Annotated in this window: 17 protein-coding genes; 1 reads left to right on the top strand and 16 read right to left on the bottom strand. The window is 62.5% G+C overall.

Annotation, left to right across the window (positions count from 1 at the left end):
• Window positions 1-5: 5 nt before the first annotated feature.
• The 10 genes from F4X08_09940 to rpmE all read right to left on the bottom strand — a co-directional run bounded on the left by F4X08_09940 (window position 6) and on the right by rpmE (window position 10,614).
• A complete protein-coding gene (locus F4X08_09940; GenBank protein MYD26120.1) occupies window positions 6-1,427 on the bottom strand; it encodes a UDP-N-acetylmuramoyl-tripeptide--D-alanyl-D-alanine ligase in 1,422 nt (473 codons plus the stop codon).
• The gene (locus F4X08_09945; GenBank protein ID MYD26121.1) at window positions 1,420-3,048 is read right to left on the bottom strand and encodes a UDP-N-acetylmuramoyl-L-alanyl-D-glutamate--2,6-diaminopimelate ligase; all 1,629 of its coding nucleotides are present in this window, start codon (window positions 3,046-3,048) and stop codon (window positions 1,420-1,422) included. Before F4X08_09945 ends, F4X08_09940 begins: the two co-directional genes overlap by 8 nt.
• Complete coding sequence (locus tag F4X08_09950) at window positions 3,005-5,083, bottom strand: transpeptidase family protein (GenBank protein ID MYD26122.1); 2,079 nt, start codon at window positions 5,081-5,083, stop codon at window positions 3,005-3,007. The genes F4X08_09945 and F4X08_09950 overlap by 44 nt, the downstream gene beginning before the upstream one ends.
• Before the next feature lie 12 nt (window positions 5,084-5,095).
• Window positions 5,096-5,518 (bottom strand): hypothetical protein, encoded by a 423-nt coding sequence (locus tag F4X08_09955; protein ID MYD26123.1) that lies wholly within the window; start codon window positions 5,516-5,518, stop codon window positions 5,096-5,098.
• A gap of 35 nt (window positions 5,519-5,553) precedes the next feature.
• Entirely contained in the window at window positions 5,554-6,543 is a 990-nt protein-coding gene (gene rsmH, locus F4X08_09960) for a 16S rRNA (cytosine(1402)-N(4))-methyltransferase RsmH (GenBank protein ID MYD26124.1), read from the bottom strand.
• 13 nt (window positions 6,544-6,556) lie between these two features.
• The gene (gene mraZ / locus F4X08_09965; protein MYD26125.1) at window positions 6,557-6,997 is read right to left on the bottom strand and encodes a division/cell wall cluster transcriptional repressor MraZ; all 441 of its coding nucleotides are present in this window, start codon (window positions 6,995-6,997) and stop codon (window positions 6,557-6,559) included.
• Between the two features lie 432 nt (window positions 6,998-7,429).
• Window positions 7,430-8,248 (bottom strand): pyrroline-5-carboxylate reductase, encoded by an 819-nt coding sequence (gene proC / locus F4X08_09970; GenBank protein MYD26126.1) that lies wholly within the window; start codon window positions 8,246-8,248, stop codon window positions 7,430-7,432.
• 29 nt (window positions 8,249-8,277) lie between these two features.
• Complete coding sequence (gene prmC / locus F4X08_09975; protein MYD26127.1) at window positions 8,278-9,210, bottom strand: peptide chain release factor N(5)-glutamine methyltransferase; 933 nt, start codon at window positions 9,208-9,210, stop codon at window positions 8,278-8,280.
• 22 nt (window positions 9,211-9,232) lie between these two features.
• Entirely contained in the window at window positions 9,233-10,315 is a 1,083-nt protein-coding gene (gene prfA / locus F4X08_09980; GenBank protein ID MYD26128.1) for a peptide chain release factor 1, read from the bottom strand.
• Window positions 10,316-10,410: 95 nt separating this feature from the next.
• On the bottom strand, window positions 10,411-10,614 hold the full coding sequence (gene rpmE, locus F4X08_09985) for a 50S ribosomal protein L31 (protein MYD26129.1): 204 nt from the start codon (window positions 10,612-10,614) through the stop codon (window positions 10,411-10,413).
• Window positions 10,615-10,863: 249 nt separating this feature from the next.
• On the opposite strand from rpmE, the gene F4X08_09990 reads away from it, so the two are divergent.
• The gene (locus tag F4X08_09990; GenBank protein ID MYD26130.1) at window positions 10,864-12,693 is read left to right on the top strand and encodes a hypothetical protein; all 1,830 of its coding nucleotides are present in this window, start codon (window positions 10,864-10,866) and stop codon (window positions 12,691-12,693) included.
• Window positions 12,694-12,697: 4 nt separating this feature from the next.
• Here F4X08_09990 and F4X08_09995 read toward each other — a convergent pair whose 3' ends face one another.
• The 6 genes from F4X08_09995 to F4X08_10020 all read right to left on the bottom strand — a co-directional run bounded on the left by F4X08_09995 (window position 12,698) and on the right by F4X08_10020 (window position 19,399).
• Complete coding sequence (locus F4X08_09995) at window positions 12,698-14,971, bottom strand: hypothetical protein (GenBank protein ID MYD26131.1); 2,274 nt, start codon at window positions 14,969-14,971, stop codon at window positions 12,698-12,700.
• Between the two features lie 4 nt (window positions 14,972-14,975).
• Window positions 14,976-15,230 carry a 50S ribosomal protein L27 gene (locus F4X08_10000; protein ID MYD26132.1) on the bottom strand — a complete coding sequence of 85 codons (255 nt, stop codon included), beginning with the start codon at window positions 15,228-15,230 and terminating at the stop codon, window positions 14,976-14,978.
• 19 nt (window positions 15,231-15,249) lie between these two features.
• The gene (gene rplU / locus F4X08_10005; GenBank protein MYD26133.1) at window positions 15,250-15,576 is read right to left on the bottom strand and encodes a 50S ribosomal protein L21; all 327 of its coding nucleotides are present in this window, start codon (window positions 15,574-15,576) and stop codon (window positions 15,250-15,252) included.
• 38 nt (window positions 15,577-15,614) lie between these two features.
• Window positions 15,615-17,150: an Rne/Rng family ribonuclease gene (locus F4X08_10010; protein MYD26134.1), complete on the bottom strand. Its 1,536-nt coding sequence runs from the start codon at window positions 17,148-17,150 to the stop codon at window positions 15,615-15,617.
• 85 nt (window positions 17,151-17,235) lie between these two features.
• On the bottom strand, window positions 17,236-18,285 hold the full coding sequence (locus F4X08_10015; protein MYD26135.1) for a glycosyltransferase family 9 protein: 1,050 nt from the start codon (window positions 18,283-18,285) through the stop codon (window positions 17,236-17,238).
• 4 nt (window positions 18,286-18,289) lie between these two features.
• The gene (locus F4X08_10020; protein ID MYD26136.1) at window positions 18,290-19,399 is read right to left on the bottom strand and encodes a glycosyltransferase family 9 protein; all 1,110 of its coding nucleotides are present in this window, start codon (window positions 19,397-19,399) and stop codon (window positions 18,290-18,292) included.
• Window positions 19,400-19,401 lie beyond the last annotated feature (2 nt).

Below are 19,401 nucleotides of genomic sequence, written 5' to 3' on the forward strand. Positions count from 1 at the left end.
CGTGCTTACCCCATTTCGCCGTGGCCGAGCGACTTCTCCAGGTATTCCACGACGGATTCCATTCGCATGCCGCGCGATCCCTTGACGAGTACCACGTCGCCGTCTTCGACTTCCGCCAGTACCGCGGCGGCGGCCTCGTCGTTGCAGCTGCAGGACACGACGCGAGACGCTGGGAGGCCGTCGTCCACCGCGGCTGCGGCGATTTCGCGGGCCAGTTCTCCCACCGTGATGATCCGCTCCGCCACCTCCGCGGCACGCCTTCCGATTTCCCGGTGCGCCGCCCTGCCCAGGTCGCCCAGTTCCAGCATGTCTCCGAGGACGACCAGTTTACGTCCTCCGGCCGTCGCCAGCGCGTCCAGGGCCGCCTTCATGGACGACGGATTGGCGTTGTACGTGTCGTTTATCAGGTGAACGGCGCCCGCCTTCCTGTACTCCATGCGCATGGGCGTGGGCTCGACGCTCCGCAGCGCGCGGGCGATGGCCTGGTCGGCGACTCCCGTGAGCCTGCCCACCGCCACGGCGGCCGCAGCGTTCATGACCTGGTGCTCCCCCATCAAATTTATTCGAAAGGAAGCCCCGTCCGACAATGTGAAGGCCGATCCGGACAACTCGGTCCTTACGCGTGACAGCCTGACGTCGGCCCCCGCGCTGCAGCCGAAGGTGACCACCCGCGCCTGGCTGCGGCCGGCCTGCTTCATGACGAGGGGGTCGTCGGCGTTCAACACCGCGCTCCCGCCTTCCGGCAAGTGGTCGAGGATCTCGCCCTTGGCCCGGGCAATGCCTTCGATGGACTCGAAGAACTCGATATGCGCGGGCCCTACGTTGGTTATCACGCCGATGGATGGACGGGTCATCCGGGACAGCCGGTCCAGTTCGCCCGCATGGTTCATGCCCAGTTCGAGCACCGCTGCGCCGTGATCTCCATGCAGGGTAAACAGGGCTTCGGAGACGCCCAGCTGGCTGTTCAGGTTCCCGGGGGTCTTGAACACCCGGTAGCGTTCTCCCAGCACGGCGGCGATCATGTTCTTGGTGGTGGTCTTTCCGCTGGAGCCCGTAACCGCGACTACGGGCAGGTCGAAACGCCTTCGGTGCCAGCCCGCGAAAGCCTGCAGCGCCGGAAGTACTGCGGGTACGACGATCCGCGCGGCGTCCGGGGCTTCCCGGTCCGGCCGGCGCGCGTGCCAGTCGTCTGTGACGAGGGAGGCACACGCACCCGCGCGCATGGCATCGGGTACGAAATCGTGACCGTCGAATCGCTCACCGGCAATCGCGACGAACAGATTGCCTGCCTCGATTCGCCGGGTGTCCGAACAGACGCCCGTGATCCGGCTGCGGCGAAGCGCCGGGGACGGAACGTGCAGGCTGCCGCCCATGATTCCGGCTATCTCCATCAGTGTGGGCTCCTCCGTACCGTTGTGATTATCCATAGTGCGCCTCGAGGCATTCCCGGGCCTTGATCCGGTCGTCGAACTCGATCTGCGAATCGCCCACGACCTGGTAGACCGTGTCTCCCCTTCCGGCAATCAGCACGGTGTCGCCTTCGCCCGCATCGCGCAGGGCCTTCCGAATCGCTTCGCCACGGTCCTGGACGATATGGGAGCGGACGTGGGGCAGGAGGCCCGGCTCGATATCCCGTATGATACGGTCGGGTGGTTCCGTTCTGGGGTTGTCGGTCGTCACGATGACGACGTCGGCGTGCGTGGACGCCGCCCGGCCCATGAGGGGCCGCTTGCCCGGGTCCCGGTCCCCACCGCAGCCGAACACGACGGTCAGGTTTCCCCGCGTCCATTCTCGGCAGGTCGACAGCACGGCGCCGAGCGCATCGGGCGTATGGGCGAAATCCACGAGCACGTTGAACGGCTGTCCGGCATCGACGCGTTCCAGCCGGCCGGGCACCTTTATCCCGGATACGGCCCGGTTCATCAGCGCGCTGTCTATGCCGAACTCCAGCCCCACGGAAATCGCCGCCAGGGCATTATATGCGTTGAATCGACCCAGGAGCGGCAGGGTCACGTTGAACGGCGGATCGGAACGCACCTGCACCGCAAGGGTGGTCCGGTCCGCGTGGTATCCGATCGGACCCGCCCTGTGGACGTCTGCTCTCTTGTCCAATCCATAGGTAAGGACGCGCGCGCGCGAGGCGTTCTTGAAATGCACGAAGGCGGGATCGTCCATGTTGAGGACAGCGGTGCCCTCTTCGTCGAGCAGTTCGGAGAATAGCAGCGTCTTGGCTTCCCGGTATGCGTCGAAGGTCTTGTGGTCGTCCAGGTGTTCACGGGACAGATTGGTAAAGACGCCCGTGGTGAACCGCAGGCCGGACAGTCGCTGCCAGGCCAGGCTGTGGGAGGATACTTCCATGACGACGCATTCACCTCCCCGGTCCCTGATCTCACTTAAGGTGCGGTGAAGCTCCATCGGGTAAGGCGTGGTGTGACTCAGCTTCCATTCGAGCATCTCGCCCATGTACCGGCTGCCCAGCGTGCCGATGCCACCCACAGACCGGCCGCGCTCCCGGAGGATGGCCTCGACCAGCAGCGACACCGTCGTCTTGCCGTTGGTCCCCGTGACGCCGACCAGGCAGAGGTCGTCCGCAGGCCGGCCGTAATACGCGGCAGCCATCAGGCCGTATGCCCTGGAGGTGTCCTGAACGATTACCGTAGTCGCGTCATCGAGACGTTCTTCGTTTTCCTGGACCACGACCGAGGCGCCCCGTGCCATCGCGTCGCGGACGTACCGATGACCGTCGCGGCCCGACGGCTCGCGCAGCGCGACGAAAACATCGCCGGGCTTAACGGACCTCGAATCATGGACGATCCCGCCGATCTCACGGTCCGCCCGGTCCGCCCGGTCCGCCCGGTCCGCCCGGTCCGCCTGGCCGGTACGGCCGGCCCGACCCGGCGGGCGGATCACCTCTTTGCGAGGCAGCGCGTCCAGTAGTGTGGAAAGCTGTATCAAGGTCTTGACCCTCAGTGCCGTCAACCGCTCGAGGCGAGCGAACGGACGGCTAATTGAATGGGCCGCATTCGATGATGCATCGTTCACCGGAATTGACCCAGTGGCCCGGTGCCGGAATCTGGCGCCGGACGTAGCCCGTGCCGACGATGGTTGCTTCGATGCCCATTTCGGCCAGGGTCTTGACCGCTTCCCGTACGCTCATGCCGATCACGGACGGCAGCGCGACCCGGGGCCGTTCCGCCCCGGTGAGGGTACCGGGGCGCTCGATTTCCCAACGGCCGTCGAGCGGAAGCGGGTCCCGGGGCATCCGTCCTCTGAAGCCCGGACCGGACCAGTCGGATATTTCGGGTTGACGGTCCGAAGCGGTATTCGGTTCGATGGAGGCCAGGTGCAACGGAAGGCCATCGTCGGATTCGGGAATCGACTCCACCGGGCCGTCCGGCATATGGACGAGACGGCGAACGAACTTGTTAAAGACGGGCGCGGCCACTGATCCACCGTAGAAACCGCGCTTCTTCGGTTCGTCGATCATGACCAGTACGACGATTTCCGGATCCGACGCGGGAAACATGCCGACGAACGACGACCGGTAGTTCCGGGTGTATCCCCTGCCGTCCTCACGCGCCTTCCAGGCCGTGCCGGTCTTCCCGGCGACCTTGAATCCGGGAACCGCGGCCTTCGTCCCCGTGCCCCGGTCCACCACTCCGGTGAATACGTCCAGCAGGATTTCCGCGGTCTGCGGCTTCATCACTCTGCGAACGACGGATTTCGGAACGGACACCACTGTACCGTCGTTTCGCGTGATGGACCTGATGATCCGGGGTTGCAGGAGCTGCCCCCCGTTGGCCACCGCGCAATAGGCGGCCGCCAATTGCACCCCGGTAACGGAAACCCCGTAGCCGATGGACATGGTGGGCAGCGTCGACCTGGACCACCTGGCCGGTTTGTGCAGGATCCCATTGACCTCGCCCGGCAGCGCAACGCCCGTCTTCATGCCGAAACCGAATGACCGGGTGTATTCATAAAAGGTCTTCTCGCCGAGCTCCAGGGCGATTTTCACGGTACCGACGTTACTGGAATGCTCGAAGACCTCCCTCACGGACAGCTCATTGAAGACGTCGTGGTCCGAAATCGTCTGGGTACCTATTTCGATCCGCCCTCCGCTCGTATCGATCCGGTCTTCGAGCGAGAACGCGCCGGTCTCCAGGGCCGCGGTCGCGGCGACGATCTTGAACGTCGAACCGGGCTCGTAGGTGTCTACAACGGATCTGATCTTCTGGGCTTCGAATGGGAATCGGCCCGGCGTGTTGGGATCGAAGTCCGGCGAACTGGCCATGGCCAGTATGTCGCCGTTCCCCGGATCCAACATGATGACCATGCCGCCAAGTGCTTCGTGCCTTGCTATCGCCTCTTCGAGCACCGATTCCGCGGCGACCTGGGCCGCTATATCGATCGTCAGGACGACGTCGGCGCCATTCTCCGCCGACTTCTGGTAGTCATCCAGCCACGTATAGGCCCGCCGCTGGGCATCGATCTGGACTACGCTGTACCCTTCTATACCGGACAGCAACCGGTTATGTTCCATTTCGAATCCGGCCTGTCCGGAACCGTCGACGCTGAAACCCAGGACCTGGCCGGCGGCGGTCCGGTAGGGATAGACCCGCCGCGCCTCCTTTTCCGTGCGGATATAGGGTTCGAAACGGGGGTAGGTGGACAGCCCCCTGATCCGTTCGCTGGTCTCCGGATTCACCCATCGTACCAGGTACCGGAAGTCGGAGGATCCGGAAATCCGGTCCACGATATGCCGGGGATCTTCGCCGGTGATCTGGGAGAGTTGTACGGCCAGGTTGCCGACGTCGGCGCTATTGAGCCGGTCCCTGTCAAGATCCTGGATGCCGAAGGAGTCGAACTCGACGCTCAGCGCCAGCGTGTTCCCGTTTCGATCGAAGATACGGCCCCGGCGGGGATCGATGGTGACGACCCTGTGCTGCTGATCACGCGCTCGCTGCCTGTAGGTCTCGCCGTCGCGAATCTGTATCAGGGCGATTCGATATCCAAGACCTGCACACAGCAACATACCGATCGCGAAGAGGAGGGTCAGTCTGCGCATACAGGATTTCGCGACCATATCGGGTGTTCCTCATCGGGAAACCACTCGAGCCGTTCGGAACGAGGCGAGGATCAATGCGTCTTCCGAAGGTGCTCCCGCGATCGCCCTTACATCGGGCTCGGTGCCGGCCAATACCACGGCCGTGTCCACCGCGTCCATGACCACGACCTGTCCGACCGCCGCGTGTTCCAGTTCGAAACGATGCATGGCCACGGTTTCGTTCCGGAGATGTTCCGCGAGCCGAACGATCCGCACGTGCAGGTAGGCGCTTTTCTTTTCCATCGCCTCCTTCTGGTGCTCCAGTTGAAGGATCTCCCGCTTCAGCGTCCTGGTTACATCCTGGTGCCAGATGTAGAACATGCTCAGCGACGTGACGAGCGCGATCATACCGATCCAGCTGAACAACTGTCCCATGTACGGATGGTCGCTGCAGAATCTGAAAGCGGATTTCATGTCGGCTTCTCCGGTCGAAATAGGTGGTGCGTATTTCAGCGTGCGGTTTGATCGTCGGGCAAGCGTTCGATCATACGAAACCTGGCGCTTCGGGCCCGCGGGTTTGTCGTGACCTCTTCCCGTGAAGCCACGACGGCCCGCCTGGTGTGCAGCACGGCGACGCGCTCGTGCCGGCACACGCATTGCGGAATACCCGGCGGGCAGATGCAATCCGAAGCCCAGGTTTCGAACGTACGCTTGACCATGCGGTCCTCTAACGAATGATAGGATATGACTCCGAAACGACCCCGGCCGCTCAACAGCGGCAGCAGGTTGTCCAATGCCGTTCTCAATCTGTCCAGCTCCTGGTTCACGGCGATGCGCAGTGCCTGGAACACCCGGGCGCAGGACTTGACCGCCCATCTGCTGCGGACCGCCGACCTGATCGTCTCTGCCAGCCCGGTGGTGGAGGTCAGCGGTGACTTCGCGCGGTTCCTGACAATCGCGTTCGCGACGCTGCGGGCCTGACGTTCCTCGCCGTACTCCCCGATGATCCGTTCGATTTCGTCCCGGGAACCCCCGTTGACGATATCGGCTGCCGTCAGCGCCCCGCCCCGGTCCATGCGCATATCGAGCGGACCTTCGGACTGGAAGGAGAAACCGCGGCCGGGCGTATCGATCTGGTACGAAGACACGCCCAGGTCCAGCAACAGTCCGTCCACCCGCGAGATGCGTTTCGCTTCCAGCACGGACGCCAGTTCCGTAAAGTCACGATGCATGATTTCCACGCGAGGGGTTCCGCCGCCCGCAAGCCTGGCCCTGGACACGTGGACCGCTTCGAGGTCTTTGTCCAGCCCGATCAGCCGGCCGGATTCATCAAGCCTGTCCATGATTGCGCGCGCGTGACCGCCTCCTCCTATGGTTCCGTCCACGTATGTGCCCGAACTGTTCCAGACGATCATATCGGCTATTTCCCCGGCAAGAACGGGAACATGGATGTACGAATCTGCCAGACCCATGACTATTCCGCTGCTGCGTTTGCCCATGGGCTTCAAATGATCAGACGAACAGGGATTCCGCGATTTCTTCGTAGGTGTGTCCCGATTCGTCCATCACCTTCTTGTATTCCTTCGGACTCCAGATTTCAAAGTGGTCGAGCGTACCGACGATCAGCACTTCGGTTTCGATGCCGGCGCGTTCGATCAGTTGCCGGGGAAGCGCGATGCGCCCCTGCTTGTCCATGGATACCGCCACGGCCTCCGACGAGAGCATCCTGATGAACACCCGCGTGTTCTGCCGCGTGATGGGCAGTTCGCGCAGTCGGGTGTCGATCTGTTCCCACTCGTCGATCGGATATACGAAAAGGCATCCGTCGAGTCCCCGCGTGATGATCAGCGTATCGTCCTCGTCGGTCCGGATATGCTTCCGAAACTTCACAGGGACATTCACCCGTCCTTTGTGATCCACGGTGTGCGTGTATGATCCCAGGAAGTTGACCATCCGTCATCTCCTTGAAATACAAAGGAGTAAACACCCTAACGTGAGGTGATCATTTAAGAACACTATACAAGTGTTTGGCAGTTAAGATGTTCGGTGACCCACTTTGTCCCACTTTTACCCACTATACTACATTGTGCCCCCCATATTGTCAAAAAAAAATCGGACTTACATCGGTTTTCTTTACCTTTGGATAAGGAAAACTCCGTAACTCCATGTGCACAAAAGACTATATATATGTTGATACACATCATATGTTGACACCATATGCCACGAAATACCTTCGAAATGACACTACATGGCGCCAGAAACGCAGAAAGGGCGTAGCGGCTCGGATATACCGGCCGCTGCGCGGGTTACGCAATCCTGTACGTTGAAAAAAGTTGAAAAAAAACCGGAGGGCTTACTGAATCGGTGCGTTGTACGGCAGGTGGGCTACTTACCGTCCCGGAGTTCCCGCGATCGCTGGGTGGCGGTTTCGACCGCGCTGATCAGCATGCTGCGCAATCCGCGGATTTCCAGGTCGTGGACCGCCGCGATGGTGGTGCCGCCCGGCGTCAGGACCTGGTCGCGCAGCACCGCGGGATGCTTGCCGGTCTCCTGGATCAGCCGCGCGGCGCCGAGCACGGTCTGGGCCGCGAGATCCAGGGCGACGTCCCTGGGCAGGCCCATTTTCACGCCGCCGTCGGACAGCGCTTCGATGACCATATAGATGTAGGCGGGGCCGCTGCCGCTGAGCCCGGTTACGGCGTCCAGCAGATGTTCGTTCACGAACACGACCCGTCCCACGGCCTGGAAGATCCGGGCGGCCATCTGCTTGTGTTCTTCTCCGGCGAACCTGCCCGGTGAAATGGCGGCGGCTCCTTCGTCCACCAGCGAGGCGATGTTCGGCATCACGCGCACGACGGGATTCTCGGTGCGTATCATTTCGGTGATGCCGGAAGTCGTCACCCCCGCCGCGATCGTGATCAGCAGCTGGTCGGGACGCAGAAGGTCACGCACCTGGTCCGCCACGCGCTCGATGGCCTGCGGCTTGAGGCAGATCATGACGATATCCGCTTCAAGTACCGCTTCCCGGTTGTCGGTGGTCCACCGTACTTCCCACTGATCCGCCAGGTCCTTCAGATAGTCGGACCGCAGACCGGTAATCACGATCTGGTCCGGGGGAACGAGATTCGCTCTGCGTATGCCGCCAAGCAGGCAGGATCCCATGTTTCCTGTTCCGAGTATCATGAGGCGATGGTTATTGAGCATTTTGCACCTTCCGGTCGGTGATGCCGGGGTTATCCGACGTATATGGCGGACACGATGCGGTCCAGGCCATTGTAATCCTTCACGATCTCCACGTTTCCATAGGCGCGGCGTTCCGCCATCAAGCGGGCCACCGCGGCGGACTGCTCCGCGCCGATCTCCAGGGCGATCATCCCGCCTGCGTTCAGATAACACGGGGCCTGATCGATGAGTTCGCGATGGTAATCCAGACCGCCTTCGCCGCCGTGAAGCGCCAGCCGGGGTTCGTACCCGCGAACCTCCTCCGGCAGGCCGTCCATTTCCCGGGAAGCGACGTAGGGCGGATTGGCCACGATCAGGTCCAGGGCGTGCGGTCCACGCGCATCGAGCGGCGACAGCATCGAACCGTGCATAAAGGTGATCCGTCTGTGGCGGTCCCCCAGGAGATGGTCGGCATTCCTGCGCGCGACCTCCAGGGCCCCCGGGGAAACATCCGTAGCGTATCCCTGTGCGAACGGGCATTCCAGGGCGAGCGTGACCGCCAGGACGCCCGAGCCCGTGCCGATGTCCGCGAATCGCACGTCCGGACTTCCGGCCCGTTCGCGGTGCACCCCATCCAGGCAGGGGCGCACGTGGTCGACGAGCCGTTCGGTCTCGGGCCGGGGGATCAGCACGGCGGGCGAAACCTCGAACTCGCGACCGTAGAATTCCGTACGGCCCGTGAGATACTGGACCGGCTCCCCGCGCATTCTCCGGTCGACCAGCGCCGAAAACCGCGAAGATTCCAGCGGGTCGAGCCGCCGGTCGTGATCCAGGTACAGCTCGAGTCGGCTCGACGCACAAACCTCGCCGAGCAGCAGTTCCGATTCGACACGGCTGACGTGACCCACCGGGCTGACGTGACCCGGCCGTCCGTCCAGCTTCCGGGTCGCCCAGTCAACCGCCTGGAGCACGGTCGTCGCGGTGGGACATTCGAATTCGTTCATGGTTCACATCCGGTGGCCTGCGTCATGCAGACGTCAACTGGGCCATTTTCTCCGCCCGGTCCGCTTCCGCCAGGGACTCCACGATCTCGTCGATGTCCCCTTCGAGGATCTGGTCGATCTTGTACAGCGTCAGACCGATACGATGGTCCGTGACCCTTCCCTGCGGGAAGTTGTAGGTCCGGATCTTCTCGCTCCGGTCTCCCGATCTCACCTGGGACCGGCGGCTACTCGCCATCTCCGCTTCCTGTTCCTGCCGGGCCATGTCCAGCAGGCGGGCGCGCAACACCTTCATGGCCTTGGCCTTGTTCTTGTGCTGCGACTTCTCGTCCTGGCACGAGACGACCAGGCCGGTCGGCACATGGGTAATGCGCACCGCCGAATCGGTCGTATTCACGCTCTGGCCGCCCGGGCCGGAGGATCGGAAAACATCGAAGACCAGGTCTTTCTTCTCGTCGATTTCCACATCGACTTCCTCCGCTTCGGGCAGAATGACCACCGAGGCGGCGGAGGTGTGCACCCGCCCCTGTGTTTCCGTTACGGGGACCCGCTGCACGCGATGGACGCCGCTTTCGTTTTTCAGTCTGCCGTAGACCCCCTTGCCCTCGATCTGGAAGAAGACCTCCTTGACGCCGCCCCTCTCCGCGCCGTTGGAATTCAGTGTTTCCGTCTTCCATCCGCGGCTGACCGCGTACCGGCTGTACATGCGGAACAACTCTCCGGCGAAGATCGCCGCTTCGTCGCCTCCCGTACCCGCTCGGATCTCGCAGATGATATTGCGTTCGTCTTCGGGATCCCTGGGCACGATCATCCGCGTGAGCTCCTCCTCCATGGCCGTCCGTTCCCGGTCGAGGCTTTCCACTTCGTCCCGGGCAAGTTCGGCCATGTCGGGATCGGCCGCGGACTCCTGCAGCACCGACCGGGCCGATTCGAGGTCGTCCAGGACTTTCCGGTACACGCGGTACCGGTCGACGACCGGGGTCAGTTCCCGGTACGCCCGCCCGATTTCGCGCATTTTCTGCGGATTGGTGGTTACGGAAGGGTCCGCCAGTTGACGGTCGAGCGACTCGAAGCGCCTGACGATGTTTTCGAGTTGATGGAGTAACATGGAGGCATGGAATAGGAAAGGGGAGCGGCACAACCGAAGGACGTGGCAAGCCGGGCCATCGCGCCTGGAAGGAACGGGCGACTTCGGCCTGAGGATTACTCGTTTATTCCGTACTTCCTGTTGAAGCGTTCCACGCGGCCCGCACTGTCGACCATCTTCTGCTTCCCGGTATAGAAGGGATGGCACGCCGAACAGATCTCCACGTGGATCGTGTCGATCGTCGATCGTGTCTGGAACGTATTGCCACAGGCGCAGGATACCGTGATTTCTTTGTATTCCGGGTGAATACCGCTCTTCATCGGGCTTACTCCTTGAGGTCATCGCTATGAAAACAGCACAGCCGGTCCGCTTGTCGGTCGAAGCGCGCAGGCAATAATAGGCGAAGCGGCAAGGACTGTCAAGCTTCTTTTGCCCCCCAGCCGGCCCGCCTCGGGACAAAGGAGTTGCCGACGAATGGCCGGTCCTTTATATTTACGTGTCTTTTTCAGCATCGTCCGGAATCATGCGGCCGGCTTGGACGCCGCAAGTCCGTAAGGAGCACTTGCAAGATGGCCTTGATGAAACTGTTGAGAGAACGAACCCACGTCGTCATGATCATCCTGGTGATCGCGTTTGTGGGACTGATCGGCCTGGAATGGGGCGCAGACATGACCGGCCGTGGCCCGGGCGGGCAGAATGCCGTGGGTTCGATTAACGGAGAATCGGTATCCTACGAGGAAATGCGGTTTGAAGTGGAACGCCAGCAGGAAATCGACCGCCAGCAGCAGGGCGGCAGCGTGGACGAATTCCGGCGCCGCGAAATCATCAACGAAGTATGGGACCGGCGGGTAAACCTCACGTTGCTCCAACAGCGCATCGGTCAGCAGGACATCAGCGTAACCGACGCCGAAATTCTGGAGGCGATCCGCACGAATCCGCCGGAGTACATCAGGCAGGAGGAAATGTTCCAGACGGACGGCGAATTCGACCAGACCAAGTACCTCCAGGCGCTGAACGATCCGGCGGTCGAAGGCTGGACGTTTCTCGAAGACCAGTACCGCATGCTGCTGCCCAGGCAGAAGCTCGTCAGCCGCGTGGTATCTGGCGCCCGCGTAACGGACCTGGAAGTCAGGCAGGCCTTCGTGAACCAGAACGAGCGGCTTACGGCCAGATACCTCCTGTTCGATCCGGAAGACCAGGCCGTGGAACCGGAATCGATCACCGATGAAGATATCGCCGCGTACTATTCGGAGCATCCCGAAGCGTTCCTTGAGGACGACCGGGTTTCACTCTCCTACGTCATGATTCCGAAGCAACCGAGCGTGGCCGACTCCCAGCGTGTCGAACGACAGATCGACGAGCTTTACGACCAGCTTGTCGACGGCGCCGATTTCGAAACCCTGGCCAGGGACTTCTCCGAGGACACCTCCAACGCTTCCGAGGGAGGAAACCTGGGCTTCTTCGGCCGAAACGACATGGTCCCGGCATTCGAAACGGCCGCCTTTGAAACGCCGCCCGGCTCCATTTCGAATCCCGTGAAGACGGAGTATGGCTGGCACATCATCAAGGTGGAAGAGACCGCGGTCCGGGACGGCGAGGAACAGGTCCTCGCGCGCCATATACTCCTGAGGACCATGACCGGACAGCAGACCCTGGGCGCGCTGAACGATTTGGCGAGACAGCTTCAGGCCCGGGCCGTCGAAAGCGGTCTGGAGGAAGCGGTCCGTTCGGCCGGCGCCATGCCGGATTCCTTCCAGGTCGAATCCACCGGGTTTTTCGCCGACCGCCCCGACGGGTTCATCCCCGGCATCGGGTACCTGGTCGGCGCGTCGTCTTTCGCCTTCGCATCCGAGCCCGGTGAAATCGGAGAGGTACTGGAGAGCACCAGCGGTTTCTACGTCCTGGAAAACGCAGGTGAAAAACCGGCGGGCGTGCTGCCCCTCGAGGAAGTGGAACTGCGCATCCGATCGATCCTCGTGCGGAACGGGAAAATGGAACAGGCCAGGCTCCGCGGCGAAGAGGTCCGGGCGGGCCTCGCCGGCGGCAACCTGGATGCGTTAAGCGGTGAAATGGCAGACCGGGTCGCCACCACGGATCCCATAACGCGGCAGCAGGCCTTCATCCCTCGAATCGGGCAGGATCTGAATTTCATCAGGGGGGCCTTCCAGTTGTCGGAGACCGGCGAGCTCAGCGAAGTCGTCGAAGGGGAACGGGGCTACTACCTCATCCAGTTGGTGGAAAGGGAACCGGTTGATGAAACGACCTACGAGATGGTGAGGGAGACCCTGAAACGGCAGTTGCTGATCCAGAAGCAGAATCAACTTTACCAGGAGTGGCTTACCAGGCTGCGTGAAGACGCCGTAATCGAGAACAACCTGAGGGATTTCTTCGCCATATAGCACGCTACATGATCAGGTCGCGCATCGCGTAGATGATCCTCCGGGCGCGCATCCTGGTCTCGTACTTCTGCCGCGCCAGACCGCTTCGCGAAAGGTTCTCCGCTTTCAACTGGATGTGGAACCTGAAGCACTGCGACGTACCCGACGGCCGCACGGTCAGGTAGTTGAGTCTTTCCTCGTCGAAATAGAATCGAATGCCCTCATCGGGAAATCCCGGCCACTGGTGCGCATCCGCGTACTTGCCCGCCACGAAGGTTTCCGATGACCGCACCGGGAGACCGTCCAGCGTAAGGGTCTCTCCGTCCCGCACGCGTTGTCCCAACTCTGCGCATCGTCTCAGGATGCCGATCTTCCGCGTCAGCCCTTCCAATCCCTTGAATTCTCCCCAACGCGGGACCGGAACGACGTCGGTGGCGAAATACCCGATATCGGGATCCAGGTAAATCTGTTCGTCGATCAGTTCGTAGACCGTCGTCCCGTGGGACGCGGCATAGGCCGCCACTTCGGCGAGCAGGATCGCGGCGAAGACACCGTCCTTGTCGCGCACGTGGCCGTTGCTTCCCATGGCCGCGTCCGTGGCGGGCGGTCCTCCCAGGATACTGAACCCGTTGCTCTGCTCCAGGCAGCCCACGTTGCAGCGTCGGGGCATACCCTCCATGTCCAAGGCCTGATAGACGATATCTTTGAACCGGGGGTCCGACAGGTCGTCGCCCGACCAGACCCGTTCCACCGCGTTGGCGATCAGGCCGAACCCGACCCAGGTCTTTACGACGCCGACGCCGTGTTTCCGTGCGAGCCGGACCAGTGCGTCGGTCGTGATGTGGGAAAGCACGATGAACGACTCTTCCGGCCGCGGGTGAAACGCCCGCGAGTCTTCAGCGCCCCGCGCGTTCCCGCCCAGCCCCCGCGTGCTCCCGTCCCGCGTGCTCCCGGCACCCTGCGTCAGGCGGTACCAGAGCAGCAGAGACCATGCGTCGTCAGCCGACAGCAGCACATGGGACCGGTTGTCGTGGTATTTCCGGTAGGCCCGGGGGACCTTGACCACGAGCCCCGCCCGGTCGGCGTCCGGGTCGGTCCCGATCATCAGGTCGAGCGCTTCCATGGCCTCAGCGCCGTATTGTTCGACGAAGGCGTCGACGGCGATCTCGGACGCCGTGGGATCACCCGGGTCCGGTTGTTGTTCGGGATGGTCCTGGAAGGCCGGGAAGAGCCCGTTGAGCTCGTTCAACCGGTGGCGGGTTACCGTGTCCACCCGGGTGAAACCGAAATCACTCAACAGCCGGGGCACGGCCTTGCGTCCGGCCCCGTGAAACGCGCAGTACCCGATCCCAATGGAGGGCGCCCACGACTTCATCATCGCGGCGTCGGAAATGAATCCCCGGATCTGGTCCTGGTACATCCTGTGGATATCGACGAGGGGACGGCCGAGATAGTCGAAACCTGCCAGCGGCGCGGCGCCGCCCAGGAACACGAGCTGGTTGCCGTCACGGTGTGGGTCTTCGGGGTGCTCCGGATCGACCCCGGCGTCATCGAAGTCCAGGAGGGCGACCTGGACCGGGGTCGTTTTCCGGATGTAGTCGTTGTAGATGACCGATCGTTCCCGGGGAGAAAACTGCGATCCCGTCCCGGCGGAGAGCTTGTAGCCGTTGTATCTACGGTCGTTATGGCTCGCCGAGATCAGGATGCCCATATCGGCACCCAGCGTAGGTATGGCGAAGGTCATTTCCGGGTACGGACAGGCTTCGTCGAAGAGGTAGACTTTCAGCCCCTCCGCGAGGAAAACCCCGGATACCAGCCGGGCGAAATCCTGGCCCGCCACCCGGCTGTCATAGCCGATGACGATGGACCGGAGTCCATGGTCGGTCGCGTACTTCGCGACGCCCGTGGACTTCAGCAGGAGAACGATGTTGTTGAGGGTATTCGGCCCCTTGAGGATGGGGGCGTCCATGCCGTCCCGGGCGAGGATCAGCAGTTCTTCGTCCGACATGGCGGCTTTGCCGCGTATGCCCGCCGTGCCGAACTTGATCTCGTCCACGTAGGCTTCGACCAGTTCGTCCCACCTGGCCGCTTCGACCGCGCTTCTCAGTCCTTCGCCGAGCCGTGGGGACAACCGGCTGATGTGAGGGTCGGTCAACCAGCGGCGAAGATTCGGAAGCACGTTCAGACGGGCCTGTTCGTAGAGACCTTCGTCGATCAGCCCGCGGCGGAACTGCTCTTCGAGGAAACCGGAGATTCCGGCTTTCGCCTTCCGAACGACGGCGTCGGCGTCGATCGCCATGGGATCACCCGTCGGCGATATGGACCTGCGTGCGCTTCTTCCCGTACCGGCGGAACTGGACGATGCCGTCCGTCAAGGCGAAGAGGGTGTCGTCGTTGCCGCGCCCAACGTTTTCTCCGGGCAGAATCCGCGTTCCCCGCTGCCGGACGATGATGTTGCCGGCCCGGACGCGCATGCCGTCTCCGGTCTTGACGCCGAGAAACTTGGGGTTGCTGTCTCTCCCGTTGCGAGAACTTCCTACACCTTTCTTGTGGGCCATCTGCGAAAATCCTTTCCGATCAGTTGGTTGCGCTTGGGTCGTAATTGATGCCGGTAATTTCGAGCGCGGTATATGGCTGCCTGTGCCCTCTCTTCCGGCGGTAGTTTTTACGGCGTTTCATCTTGAACACCACGATCTTGGGATGGCGGCCCTGCTCCGTAACCTTGGCCGTCACGGTGGCCCCGGCTACCGTCGGCGTGCCGACCAGCGTCTCTCCGCCGCCCAGGAGGAGCACCTGGTCGATGGTGATCTCGTCTCCCACTTCGGCGGCGATCTTCTCGACCTGGATCGTATCTCCCTCGTTGACACTGAACTGCTGATCGCCCGATCTGATCACAGCGTACATCTATCTCGCTCCTTGTCCGTTTGGTCCGTTTGGTCCGCTTACTTGAACTCGTCGGTCACGTCCAGGTCCCGTTTGCCCGAAAACACGCGGAACTCTTCCACGTGCAGGAACGGGTCTTCCTCGACTTGAAGTTGCATCTTGTACTCGTCCTGCAGGTTCACCAGTTTCTCCCGTCCGTTCTCATGCAGACTCAACGCCACGGTGGGATGCACCTTGAGCTTGAGCTTTCGTTCTCTCAGGCCGGGCTTGGCCCGCTTCAGCCATCGGCCGATCTGGGTGACCATGGTGATGCGCGACATGATACGGCCGGTCCCGTCGCACACCGGGCACGCCTCGCTGAAGGTGAACAGCAGGCTGGGGCGAATCCGCTGTCGGGTCATCTCGATCAGCCCGAATTCGCTGATCTCCTTGGACATGCGTGTCCGCGCGCGGTCGTGCGACATGGCCTTCTCCATTTCCTGGTGCACCTGGCGCCGGTTCCCGCGGTCTTCCATGTCAATGAAATCGATGACGATGATCCCCCCGATATCCCTGAGCCTGAGCTGCCGCGCCACTTCCGCGCAAGCTTCCAGATTGGTCTGGAACACGGTTTCCTCGTGTCCCCTTGACCCCGCGTATCGTCCTGAATTCACGTCGATCGTCACCAGCGCTTCGGTGGGTTCGATGAGGATGTAGCCGCCGTTCTTCAGCCATACCTTCCGGTGGAGCGCCTTGCCGATCTCGTTCTCGATCCCGTAGGCGTCGAACACCGGCGCCGTCCCATCGTACATGTGGACGCGCTCGCGAAGCTGGGGGGCCACGCCCTTGAGATAGGCCAGGATCTCCTTGTATACCGCCTTCGAGTCGATGATCACGCTGTCGATGTCGGGCGTGAACAGGTCGCGTATCATCCCGGACGTCATTTCGACGTCCTTGTGGATCATGGCGGGTGCCGGCGTCTTCCCGACCTCCTTCTCTATAGTCCGCCATATCCTGGTCAGCGCCTTGAGGTCGTTCTTCAACTCGGAGTCCGATTTGCCCAGGGCGGCGGTCCGCACGATGACCCCGAAGTCGTCGTCCTTGAGTTTCCTGGCCAGGTCCCTCAGCCTGCGCTTCTCACTCCAGTCGTCGATACGCCGGGAAACGCCGACGTAGTTGGCATGGGGCACCAGCACGAGGAACCTGCCCGGCAGGGAAATCTGCGAGGTGACCCGCGGTCCCTTGGTGCCGATGGACTCCTTCGTGATCTGGACAACGATCTCCTGGCCTTCCTTGACCATCTCCTGGATCTGGTATTCCCGGTCCCTGCTACGTCCGGATCCGGAATCCTGCTTCTCGTCGTCGTCGTCGAAATCGATCCAGTCGGCCCCACTGGTTACGTCCGATGCCTGCAGGAAGGCCGCCTTGTCCAGGCCGATATCCACAAAGGCCGCCTGAATGCTCGGTATGACCGCCGTCACCACGCCCTTGCAGATGTTCCCGACCACGCGCTCGTGTTCCGGGCGTTCGACCAGCAACTCGACGAGATGGTTATCCTCGAGCATCGCGATGCGCGTTTCGTGCGTGGCCGTCTCAACTATGATGTCTTTCCGCAAATATCAACCTTCTGTATGGTCCCTTAAGCGCCGGTTAACGTAAATGTTCCAAAGTAGTTAAATATAACATTCGGATGGCGTGGTGTCAAGTTCCGACTATTCCGACCGGAATATACGCGCGAATCTTTTCCAGCAGCTCCCCGGGTTCCAGCGTCGTCATGCATATATTGCCGATCGGACACTTGATCAGGTTGCAGCCGAGACAGTCGACGCTTTCCTTCCGCACCACGCCGTGACCGTCGCCCCAGGGGCCCTGGGCGCGGGGGTCGGTGGGACCGAAGATGCCGACAGTGGGAACGTTCAGCGCCGCGGCTATGTGCATCGGCGCGCTGTCGTTGCTGACCAGCAGGCTGCAGCGCTGAAGGAATGCGCCGAGTTCGGCGAGCGTCGTCTCCGGGAGCACGAGGGGACGGTTGCGCATGGCGCCGGTTACCCGCGCGACGAGCCCTTCCTCGCCCGGACCCCACAGGATCAGCACGTCCACGCCGTATTCATCGATCAGGGCGTCGGCCAGGCGGCCGAAAAACCCCGGCGGCCAACGCTTGATGGCCCAACCACCGCCTGGATTCAGGCCGATGATCGCACGGCCGTCCGGGACGTGCTCCCGCAGCCATGCGTCTGCTTTATGGTGGGCCGACCCTGGTATGGCGACATGCGGCCAGTCGGCGGCCACCGGGATGTCCAGCGCCGCCAGGGCTTCCAGGTGGAACTGGACCTCGTGCCCTGGCCGGCAGGAGGGCGTGACTACGGTGGTGTAGGCGTGGCGGCGCCCCCGGAAAGCGAAACCGACCCGGTCCGGCGCCCCGGTCAGCCAGGTCAACAAGGCGCTGCGGGGATTTCCGAAGAGGTCGAATACGAGATCGAAGCGTCTCTGGCGCAGATTGCGATAGAACCGCGCCTGTTCGCGCCAGGAAACGCGGATGCCCAGGCTTCCCCACCGGCGCAGGGGCAGCACGATGAGCTCGTCCAGCAAGGGATTCCACCGCAGGACGTCGGCGGAAGCCTCCTCCGTCAGGAAGGAGAGGCGGGCCCGCGGGAAGCGCCGATTCAGGTTCTCGATGACGGGCGTCGCCAGGACGACGTCCCCGGTGGCCCGCAGTTTAATGACCAGTATGCGCCTGGGATCTTCGGGCATAGGCCTACTCCGCCGGACGGTTGGAAATCCCGCGCAGGACGGACTCCGTGGCCTCCAGGACCTGGCACGGCGATATCGATTCGATACATGGTGTCGGCCGGACGCAGAAATCGCGGCCGCAACAGTCGTCCACACCGGCTTCCAGGGCGAAGTGCCCTTCGGCCTGTGAATAGGGAAACCAGATCCGCGGGTTGCTCGGACCGAATAGGCCGATCGTTGGCGTTCCCACGGCCGCGGCGATATGCATCGGCCCGCAGTCATTGGAAACGAACAGGTCGCACCGCCGGATCAACGCGGCCAGCCGGGCGAGTGAACCGGTTTCCACGACGGGACAGGCGACGCCCGCCATGCCGGCCAACCCGTCCATAGCCTCCCGCTGCCCCGGTCCCGCGACCACCAGTACACGCAGGTCCAGCGCTTCGATCATCCGTCGGGCCAGTTCGGCGAATCGGCCCGCGCTCCACGTCTTGGCCGGCCAGCTTGCGCCGGGGTTCAGCGCGGCGATCAGGCGGTCGCCGTCCACGCCCCGCTTCGCGAGCCAGGAATCGGCCCATGCCGCGTCTTCGGCGGAGAAATGGACCTCGGTGCGGTCGTCATCCGCGGGAACGCCGATCGTACGGACCGCATCCAGGTAGGCATCCACTACCCGGAGAGAATCCGACCGCCTGATCTTGACATTGTACGCCGCGCCCCTTCCCCGCACGTCATAACCGACCCGCATCCGGGCGCCCGTGGCCAGGGTCAGCAGCGCGCTGCGCGGATTGCCGAAGAGATCGATCACCAGGTCGAAACGGCGCTTTCGCAGGGCACGGAGGAAGCGCAGCTGTTCCCCGCAGCGGGTCAGCACGGACCGGCCAGGCAGGAGTTCGTCAGGTAGCGCGATCACCTCTTCCAGGTAAGGGTTCCGGGCGAGGACCGCCGCGGGTCCCGACTCCGCGAGGTAGAAGAGTTCCGCTTCCGCGTAGTGCCGCTTCAACGCCCTGATCACCGGCGTGGTAAGCACCACGTCGCCGATGAAGCGCAAACGGGAAATGAGGATCCGTCTTGCCTTCGGGACGTCCATAAGACCTCGAGCGTTTTTTTTGGTTCGGGCGACACGCCGATCAGGCCGCATCG

The organism is Gemmatimonadota bacterium (assembly GCA_009841265.1).
In the GTDB taxonomy this organism is placed as follows: Bacteria; JAAXHH01; JAAXHH01; order JAAXHH01; family JAAXHH01; genus JAAXHH01.